Source organism: Rahnella perminowiae (assembly GCF_019049695.1).
Taxonomy (GTDB): domain Bacteria; phylum Pseudomonadota; class Gammaproteobacteria; order Enterobacterales; family Enterobacteriaceae; genus Rahnella; species Rahnella perminowiae.
Map to the genome: position 1 here is coordinate 1 of NZ_JAFMOT010000134.1, position 8,820 is coordinate 8,820.

General features: G+C 47.8%; 9 protein-coding genes. 7 read left to right on the top strand and 2 right to left on the bottom strand.

From position 1 onward, the window contains the following. Positions 1–135: 135 nt before the first annotated feature. The 3 genes from J1781_RS01020 (at position 136) to J1781_RS01030 (ending at position 3,491) form a co-directional block, all read left to right on the top strand. Entirely contained in the window at positions 136–1,734 is a 1,599-nt protein-coding gene (locus tag J1781_RS01020) for a tannase/feruloyl esterase family alpha/beta hydrolase (RefSeq protein ID WP_217233089.1), read from the top strand. Positions 1,735–1,901: 167 nt separating this feature from the next. Next, complete coding sequence (locus tag J1781_RS01025; RefSeq protein WP_129991023.1) at positions 1,902–2,519, top strand: TetR family transcriptional regulator; 618 nt, start codon at positions 1,902–1,904, stop codon at positions 2,517–2,519. Between the two features lie 105 nt (positions 2,520–2,624). Continuing rightward, positions 2,625–3,491 (top strand): helix-turn-helix domain-containing protein, encoded by an 867-nt coding sequence (locus J1781_RS01030; protein ID WP_129953536.1) that lies wholly within the window; start codon positions 2,625–2,627, stop codon positions 3,489–3,491. 64 nt (positions 3,492–3,555) lie between these two features. Here J1781_RS01030 and J1781_RS01035 read toward each other — a convergent pair whose 3' ends face one another. Beyond that, on the bottom strand, positions 3,556–4,335 hold the full coding sequence (locus J1781_RS01035; protein ID WP_129953537.1) for a (S)-acetoin forming diacetyl reductase: 780 nt from the start codon (positions 4,333–4,335) through the stop codon (positions 3,556–3,558). Positions 4,336–4,641: 306 nt separating this feature from the next. Between J1781_RS01035 and J1781_RS01040 the strand changes: the two genes are divergently transcribed. Then, entirely contained in the window at positions 4,642–5,001 is a 360-nt protein-coding gene (locus tag J1781_RS01040; protein WP_129953538.1) for a GtrA family protein, read from the top strand. Next, the gene (locus tag J1781_RS01045; RefSeq protein WP_129953539.1) at positions 4,998–5,906 is read left to right on the top strand and encodes a glycosyltransferase family 2 protein; all 909 of its coding nucleotides are present in this window, start codon (positions 4,998–5,000) and stop codon (positions 5,904–5,906) included. Before J1781_RS01040 ends, J1781_RS01045 begins: the two co-directional genes overlap by 4 nt. An 82-nt stretch (positions 5,907–5,988) precedes the next feature. On the opposite strand, the gene J1781_RS01050 is transcribed toward J1781_RS01045, so the two are convergent. Beyond that, complete coding sequence (locus tag J1781_RS01050; RefSeq protein ID WP_217218749.1) at positions 5,989–7,464, bottom strand: glucosyltransferase domain-containing protein; 1,476 nt, start codon at positions 7,462–7,464, stop codon at positions 5,989–5,991. 162 nt (positions 7,465–7,626) lie between these two features. Between J1781_RS01050 and J1781_RS01055 the strand changes: the two genes are divergently transcribed. After that, the gene (locus tag J1781_RS01055) at positions 7,627–8,040 is read left to right on the top strand and encodes a hypothetical protein (protein WP_129953541.1); all 414 of its coding nucleotides are present in this window, start codon (positions 7,627–7,629) and stop codon (positions 8,038–8,040) included. Between the two features lie 158 nt (positions 8,041–8,198). Then, on the top strand, positions 8,199–8,387 hold the full coding sequence (locus tag J1781_RS01060; protein ID WP_129953542.1) for a hypothetical protein: 189 nt from the start codon (positions 8,199–8,201) through the stop codon (positions 8,385–8,387). Positions 8,388–8,820 lie beyond the last annotated feature (433 nt).

Below are 8,820 nucleotides of genomic sequence, written 5' to 3' on the forward strand. Positions count from 1 at the left end.
GATTTAATATTCATCACATATATAATTAATATCCCTTATGAACTTTTTCAAAATGCCCTGAACTCAAAAGACTTTTTTCACGGGTCATTTAATGACAAACTGTCCTTACTTAGCCGCCGGAATGAACGTTCTTTGATGAAAGCTTCTCTTTGTCTCTGCCCGCTTGTACTGTTCACCGCCACTGTTTTATCTGCTCCTGACAAAAGCCTCATTCAGGCACAGTGCGTCGCCTTAAAAAATGTGCATATCAGTGCAGCTGCAATCGGACTTCCGACAAGAGGAGCGCGGGTTACCACCGTGGCGATGGCAGGCCATCCGGGTAATCAGCATTGCAAAGTTGAAGCGCAGATAGAGCCTGTCGATACTGATGCTCCCGATATTAATTTTGAGCTTTATCTGCCGCTTGACTGGAACGGTAAAGCCCTGCAATTGGGGGGGAGTGGTTTTGACGGCGCGATTAAAGACGCTGACACAGCACGCCTTGCCCCGGCAGCCACACCCGGAGCAATAAAACAAGGTTATGCCACGTTTGCCAGTGATTCCGGCCATCAGGGCGGGGTGTCCGATGCTTCCTTTACCCTTAATCAGGAAGCCTGGGATAACTTTGCCGGTGCGCAAATCAAGAAAACACACGACGTGGCCGTGGCCTTAATCCGACAAGCTTATGGTCGTAAGCCGGATCGCATGTACTTCCAGGGTAATTCACAAGGTGGCCACGAAGCGCTTGCCGCGATCCAACGCTTCCCGCTCGACTACGACGGTGCGATTGCCATTCATCCCGTTTATAACGTCGTTGAACTGCATCTGGCCGGGATCAGCATCGGAAAGGCAATCTACAACACGCCGGGCGCATGGATTTCGCCAGCAAAAGCCGCGCTGATTGCCAATGCCGTTACCGGCGCTTGCGACAAACTCGATGGTCTGGCTGATGGTGTGGTCGCGGATCCGGATGCCTGCAGTACCACCTTTAAACTGGCACATCTGCGCTGCCCGGAAGGAAAAGATGTGGGTGCCAGCTGTCTTTCAGACCCGCAAATCGCGCTGGTCCGGATGCTTGATAAACCGGTTCCTTTAGGTGTCAGTCTGCTGACGGGTGATCATTTCGCTCCATGGCCCATTTTGCGCGGTGCAGATGCATCCGCATTGGTCAGTGTTTTTGGCTCCGGTGCCAACAGGCCAAAACCAGAAGCCAGCAATATCATTATTTCCTTTCCTTATATGATGGGTGATCAGGCCGTACGCTACGAAGTGATGCGTGATGCCAGTTACGATTCTCTCCGCTTTGATCCCGCAGCTCACGAGACACGGCTGAAAGAACTGGCAGTACAAATCGATAATGATAGTGCCGACATTCACGCTTTTGTGCAGCACGGAGGAAAACTGTTACTGATGCATGGCACGGCGGATATGGCCGTTCCGCCGGGAAACACCGTGGCATATTACGAAAAACTGAAAGCTGAATTTGGTGAGCAAGAACTTCACCGGTTTGCCCGCTTTTACCTGGCCCCCGGTTTCACCCACAGCAGCGGCACTTATCGGGTAAGTTGGGATTCTCTGGGGACACTGGATAAATGGGTCGTACATGGGATCGATCCGGGCCAGCAAGTGATGACTGATACAAACAAAGCGACTGCAGGACGCGAAATGCCTTTATGTGATTATCCGTTGTTTCCGCGATACAACGGGAAGGGTGATCCGAAAGTGGCCTCCAGTTTTACCTGTGCCAGCCGATAATACTCCCCGTCCTAAGTTTTTCCCGATTCGGCGGGTACACATTTACATGAGATTGCAAGGCATTTACCTATATGAATTCACAGGTGAATGAACGTTCTCAAAAAATCTTGAACATCCGTTCAAGTCTTGGCATTATCCTCCTCTGTTTATCCTGCTCCGGATTTTTAGTGGCATATCTTTGTAAAGAAGCACGCAGAACCACCCTTCTGGAAGCCGCCGCCCGAATTGCCCGTCGTGAAGGTCTGGCTGCGACAACCGTCCGTCGGGTCGCACAGGAAGCCGGCGTTGCAACAGGTCAGGTACATCATCATTTTTCCAGTGCGGCTGAACTACGTGCGCAGGCTTATACGCAGGTGATGAAAGTCCTTAAAGACCAGTTACTGGAAAAATCAATCACGCTCACTGCCCGTGAACAGCTCAATCTTCTATTGGTTGGCCCGCATGGCGACGCGTTGCTCAACGCGATCCCGCTCTGGCACGAAGCGATGCTCCTGACTGAACAGGAGCCGCGGATGAAAGCGGCATTTGCCGTGTCAGTTGCTGACTGGCATGAACTGGTTTCCAACGCTATCACCCTGGGCAGGCAAAAAGGGCAGTTTGTTGAAGGAGAATCTCCTGAGCACATCTCCTGGCGACTGATTGGCCTGAGCAGCAGCATGGATGCCATGTCACGTCTCGAAACCCTCGGGCTAACCGCAGACTGTGCCGAATACAATTTGAACCGTGCCATCGAAAATGAGCTGTATGCCCGGGAACCCGACCGTAAGGAAACGTCTGATGTTTAAAACACGTTAGCCACAGCGCGGATGTTCTCGTCGTAATAAAGGTGATTTCAAAATCTGTCGCGCATTGATAATGATGCGACTTTATAGCAGCACAGGGAGTTCATTTTGCAGAGCGAACAAAAACCTGATTTTCATGATGATTTGATCAAAGAGCTACTCTACTGGATCGAAGTCAACTTAAGTGATCGTCTGACCATGGAAAAAGCCTCGAAAAAAACCGGCTATTCACCGTGGTATCTTCAGCGTTTGTTTAAAAGTAAAACGGGTTACGCACTGGGTAAATACATCCGTGACCGTCGTCTGACGATGGCCGCTATCGCGTTGCGTCTGACTAATATGCCCATCCTCGATATTTCGTTGTATTACTCTTACGATTCGCAGCAAACCTTCACGCGTTCATTCAAAAAGAACTTCGCCGAAACTCCCGGTACGTATCGCCGCAACGCATCATGGACCATGAACGGGATCACCGCGCCGCTGACTGTCGATGAGTTTCCGCAACCGGAATATGAAATCGTTGAACTGCCGGAGATGGCGTTTGAAGGGGAAACAGTCTCACATTCTTACCCTATTGAGGCCTTATTCAACAGTAAGAATCACGTTCACCGCGCGCAGTTGTTGCGTTATCTGGAAACACCGGAATCACTGCTGGCGCCGGTCTGGGGGTTGTCGGACTGCCGGCCAGATACAAATGATGAAGTGGCGAATGCGTTGCAGATGGATTATACCGTGGCGCATCAGGTGCAACCCCGTGACAGCCATAACATCCTGGTTCCGGCCAGTCGTTATCTGAAGATCAACTATCCGTACGATCTTAACCGGCTGAATGATTTTATTCTGTATCTGTATTCCGTTTTTCTGCCAACTCTGGGTCTGGAATTTATTATGCAGCCGGACCTGGAAAAATACTCGCGTGAGTCTGCTCTCAAAGGCGTAACCTGCGAATACTATATTCCGCTGGCCAGGCATTGAACGGCCAGCAAACAGAAACAAAAAGGCCTCTCATCAGGAGAGGCCTGACAGACAGAAAAGCAGATCAGTTAAACACCATACCGCCATCAATCAGCAGCGCCTGACCGGTCATATAATCGGAATCTGGCCCGGCGAGGTAAGCAACGCAAGCCGCAACATCTTCCGGTTCAGAAAGGCGTTTCAGTGTAATATTCTTAGCGAATTCCTGGGTACCATAGCCCACCGGTTTTCCAGCTGCTGCAGACACCTGACGATCTATTTCTTCCCACATCGGTGTTTTCACAATCCCCGGGCAGAAGGCATTGACAGTAATACCCAGCGAGGCCAGATCGCGTGCTGCCGTTTGTGTCAGCCCGCGAACCGCAAATTTACTCGAACTGTAGACGGCAAGTTCAGGGTTACCCACATGCCCGGCTTGTGATGACGCATTAATAATTTTGCCGCCATGTCCGAGTGATTTGAATGCTTTAACCGCGGCCTGAATACCCCAAATGACACCTTTCACATTGATATTATAAACTTTATCAACAATTTCAGGCGTGATGTCTTCAATCAGTGTTGTCGGCGCAATACCGGCATTATTCACAATGACGTCAAACCCACCGAGTTGTTTGGTGGCTGCTTCTACGGCAGCAAAAACCTGTTCCCGGTCAGACACATCCGCCAGCTGTGCAATCGCTTTACCACCGGCATGATTAATTTCTTCAGCGACTTTTTGTGCAGTCTCCCCGTTGAAATCCACCACAGCCACAGCAAAGCCATCCTTCGCCAGACGCAGTGCAATCGCGCGGCCGATCCCCTGACCGCCACCTGTAACTAAAGCCACTTTTCCATTTTTAGACATACGACTATCCTCTATGTATTCGGTATCTTCTTCAGGTGCTGCGCGTAAGACACGGTCTACCCGACCCGGTGCCGTTACGTGAGCTATCCACTGGTTTACGCCTGCGACGCTCAATGTGCAATTGTTAGCCACGGTCATTAACTTTTTCTCACTCACGAGGAAAGGGCGGATGATAAGACTGCAGCTGGGCACAAGCAGTTGCAGGGATATTGTATTATTCCGGCTTTCTATCTCACTTTGCGGCTGTTAAAGTGGCCGTCTGGTTAACCTTTTAAAATCTGCAGAGAGTTTCCCCGGTTATTCATTATGCTGAAGCTATTCACAAGATACTCATCGGTGGGTGTGATTAATACGCTGATACATTGGCTGGTGTTTGCAGGTTTGTACGCCTGCGGAACCCGGCAATCGCTGGCTAATATTCTGGCTTTCGCAGTTGCAGTGACCTTCTCATTTTTTGTTAATGCACGATGGACATTCAAAGCTGAAGCGACAACCCGGCGTTATATGTTTTATGTTTTGTTTATGGGCACTGTGGCGGCTCTTATCGGCTGGACAGCCGATAAGACGCATACAAGCCCGGTCGTAACGCTGATTGTATTTTCCCTCGTCAGTTTGATCTCTGGTTTTATCTACTCACATTATATTGTTTTCAGGGTTAAAAAGTGAAAATCTCATTGGTTGTTCCCGTCTTCAATGAAGAAGAAGCAATTCCCATTTTTTATCATGCCGTAAAGACGACGCTATCTGAATATAATCTCGAAATTATCTTTATTAATGACGGCAGTACAGACGCCACCGAGCACGTTATTCATTCTCTGTCCGTTACGGATCCGTCAGTCAAAGCGATCAGTTTTATCCGCAATTTTGGTAAAGAACCCGCTCTGCTGGCAGGGCTGGAACATGCGACGGGTGACGCGGTTATTCCGATAGACGTTGATCTGCAGGATCCTATTGAAGTTATCCCGCTGATGATTAATAAATGGCGTGAAGGCTCGCAGGTGGTATTAGCTAAACGCAGAGACAGAAGTACCGACAGTCAGTTCAAACGCAAAACAGCAGCATGTTTTTACAGTCTCCACAATAAAATCAGCTCGCCTAAAATAGAAGAAAACGTAGGAGATTTCAGACTCCTTTCGCGCGAGACAGTCGAAAACCTGAAGCTCCTGCAAGAAAGAAACCTTTTTATGAAAGGTATTCTTAGCTGGGTCAGTGGTGAAGTTGCTGTAGTGGAGTACACCCGTCCGGTACGCGCGGCAGGCAAAACGAAGTTCAATGGCTGGAAGCTATGGAATCTGGCTCTCGAAGGTGTGACGAGTTTCTCAACCGTCCCTTTACGGATCTGGACATACATTGGATTTTTTGTGGCCATGCTGTCTTTTTTGTACGGGGTATGGATGATTGTCGATAAACTTATCTGGGGAAATCCTGTTGCAGGTTATCCTTCAATATTAGTATCGATACTCTTCCTTGGAGGGATTCAGTTAATTGGAATTGGTGTGCTGGGTGAGTATATAGGCAGGATTTATATCGAATCCAAAAGAAGACCACGGTACATTATTAAATCAGATTAATCATAAAAATGCTTCACTCTTGACCGCTGAAGTAGAGATAACCCCAGGCTAAACTCACTTAACCTGGGGTGATTTTATATGTTTACTGACAGCGTGTCCGGTTAAAATCAATAACAACTACGCTGTCTTCTTTCCACATTTTATAATCCTGGTTGCTGGCATAAGGATTTGTCTGACAGACATAATGTGCAATGTTGACATTCACTCCCGTTGCAGGCGAAGCCCAGCGTTGTTGCAATCCGTTCATCGTCATATTCCCCACAGGCCAATACCAGTTACTGAAATAATCAGGTACCAGTACCGCCAGCACAGGATAATTGCTCAGTGAGTTTTCATAAACAGGAGAATGCGGAGGCGTTCCGCTGTAAATAAAATATACAGAGTTATAATCCAGCTCATGAGTATCCGATTTTATCCGCTGCACGAGATTATCATTAAATTTAGCCTGCTCGCGCAAGGCATTACCATAAGCATAAAAAAACACCAGTGATTGAATTACCGGTATCATTAATAGCCAGGTCAGTGGCTTAAGCCGCTTTGGCAATGCCATCGTCAATAACCAGGCACTCAGCAGCATAAATCCACTTAAACCGACCAGGGAACGTGGAGTCAGTAAGGCATTTTGCAATAGCAGCAAACTGCCGGGGATCATGAAGACTGCAATAAATGGTGCAACAACCGCCGCGAAGCAAAGTAACAATGTCACCGCCCCACGATGTTGACGCAGATAGCGAACAGTAATTGTTAGACCCGCAATAACCGCAACGGCGAGGATCAGCATCAGGAAACGCATACCGCCCTGATGTTTCACCAACGTATCATTGATAAATTGGCTGTAACTGTGCAGGTTATTAATAATTGTCGTGAGAAGATTGTCTGTCGCCAATACAGGATGATTGACTTCACTTTTACCTGAAAATGTTGAGGGCAAAATCAGCTTCAGGTAGATAATTGTACCGGCCATCAGTTCACCGAACCGACGACATAAGGTTATCAGGATCAACCCAGGTGAGAGTTGTCTCTCCATCTGGCGGAAGAACGCCGCAATAACCATGATGACTAAAATGTTAATTACCGTCTGATAGAGACAATAAATCGCCACTATGATCGCGGTGCCGGTGACAAAGCGAATCCATGTTTTACCGTGATCTGTCCAGCAACAGTAAAGCAGGCTGAGACCCAGTGCGGCGCTTAAGGTCAGCACATCAAAGCGATAGGAAAAAATTTCCGCCAGATAGGGATTGCAGAAAAAGGTTAACGTGACCAGTAAAATTGTACTGAGTGGGCGATCAGGTAAAAAATGGCGCGCAAATTGTGTGAGGCTTGCGCTGATGATGAGAACACCCAGGATCAGTGGCAGCGGGAAGATGTCCGATATATGAGCACTGAGGAACAATGCTTTTATCATGATATCGGCCAGCGGCCTGCCATCAGGGCCCCAGTTGGTGTAACCCAAAGCAGCGCGACCATTATCATCAATATAATAAATATTGGCTAGCAACAAAGGCAGAACAAACAGAACAGTACAAACGAGCAGAGAGCGAAAAGAAGACTTCATTTATTTAGCCGAGTTTTTGCGGAATATTGAAAGTCTACCTGCTCTGGTTTCCAAGTAAAAGTTTGAATTGAAATACATTGGAATCATCGGGCTTGATACCACATTCTCGGTTTTACCTTCACGCAACTCCCCATGAAGATCAGGAATATGAAAGATAAAAAAATGTCAGATACAAACCCCGGCGTTTTCCGTGAACACCTGACCACATTGGTACGTTCATTACAGATTGCACCTGACGTGGCCGAAAATCAGGTCCTGGACCGGATGGCGCTCAGCTTTCGTAAACTACTGAATTTTTTCGCAGAAAATAACGAACTGACCCAACAGGTATTTTTGCTACCGCCCCTGGCACAGGAAACACAGCGTTTACTGGTCAGCCTGATGTCTGAAAATCTCGCCCATAACCAGCAGAGCAAACTTTTTCGCAGTGATATTCCTGCTTGCGTGCTGGCGCAGTGTTTTACGGGCATGCTGGTGCAACTGGCGCAAGATCCGGCTGAACCGGCGCTGCGTCATCAAAATAGTCAGGCATGCGCGAGGTTGTTCTGTGAGGGAGTGTGGTTACGGGAGTCATAGTTCAAAACTTCATATAGAAAGCAAAAATGGTTGGTTCAGTTTGCGATCCATAAAAGGTTAACTGAGTTCATTCCCGGGGCAGACATTGTATGCCCTGTTTTTGAAACCAACGTTAAAGAAGGCTTTGATTTGAAAGCTGCGATTAACCGGAGGCCTGTATGTCAACGACTGTACACACTGCTGAGCACCGTTCGCTATGGCAACGCATCACGCGCCGCAAAGTCAGTAATCCACCAGAGGAAAGGACACATGATACCTACCGCTTGCTGGAAAGCTTTCACGCCACCGGGTGTCTGTACGGTATTGATGTGGGGAACAGTGATCCGACCTGGTTTCGCCGCTCCTGACCGGTATATCCGTTTATTACGGTTCAGCTATTGGAACGAGCTGTGCAATTAGCAAAACCTTCTCCTGATTGTATGTGCTGTACCCTGCATAACCGGTGTTTCCGTTGCGGAAAATGCAACCGTGGCATCTGTTATGTAGGTTGTTGTGGAAAGTCTCTCTGACCTCGTCGTAGAAATTTTAGTTCTCTCTCACTTGTTGAGCCCATAACTTTCGCCAGTTATGGGTTTTTTTATGCAAAAAAAACCCCGCAGTCAGGCGGGGCAATATAATAACGCCGTTAACCGGGGCAGAACGGCGATCAAAAACAAATATAAGTAAAACCAAGGAAGGGTAAAAATAAAGCTGCAGTGATGATGCCACAGCTCTGGAAAATAAAGTACCACAAACAACAAGACATTTATAAATATAAATTTCATATGAATTACATTATTA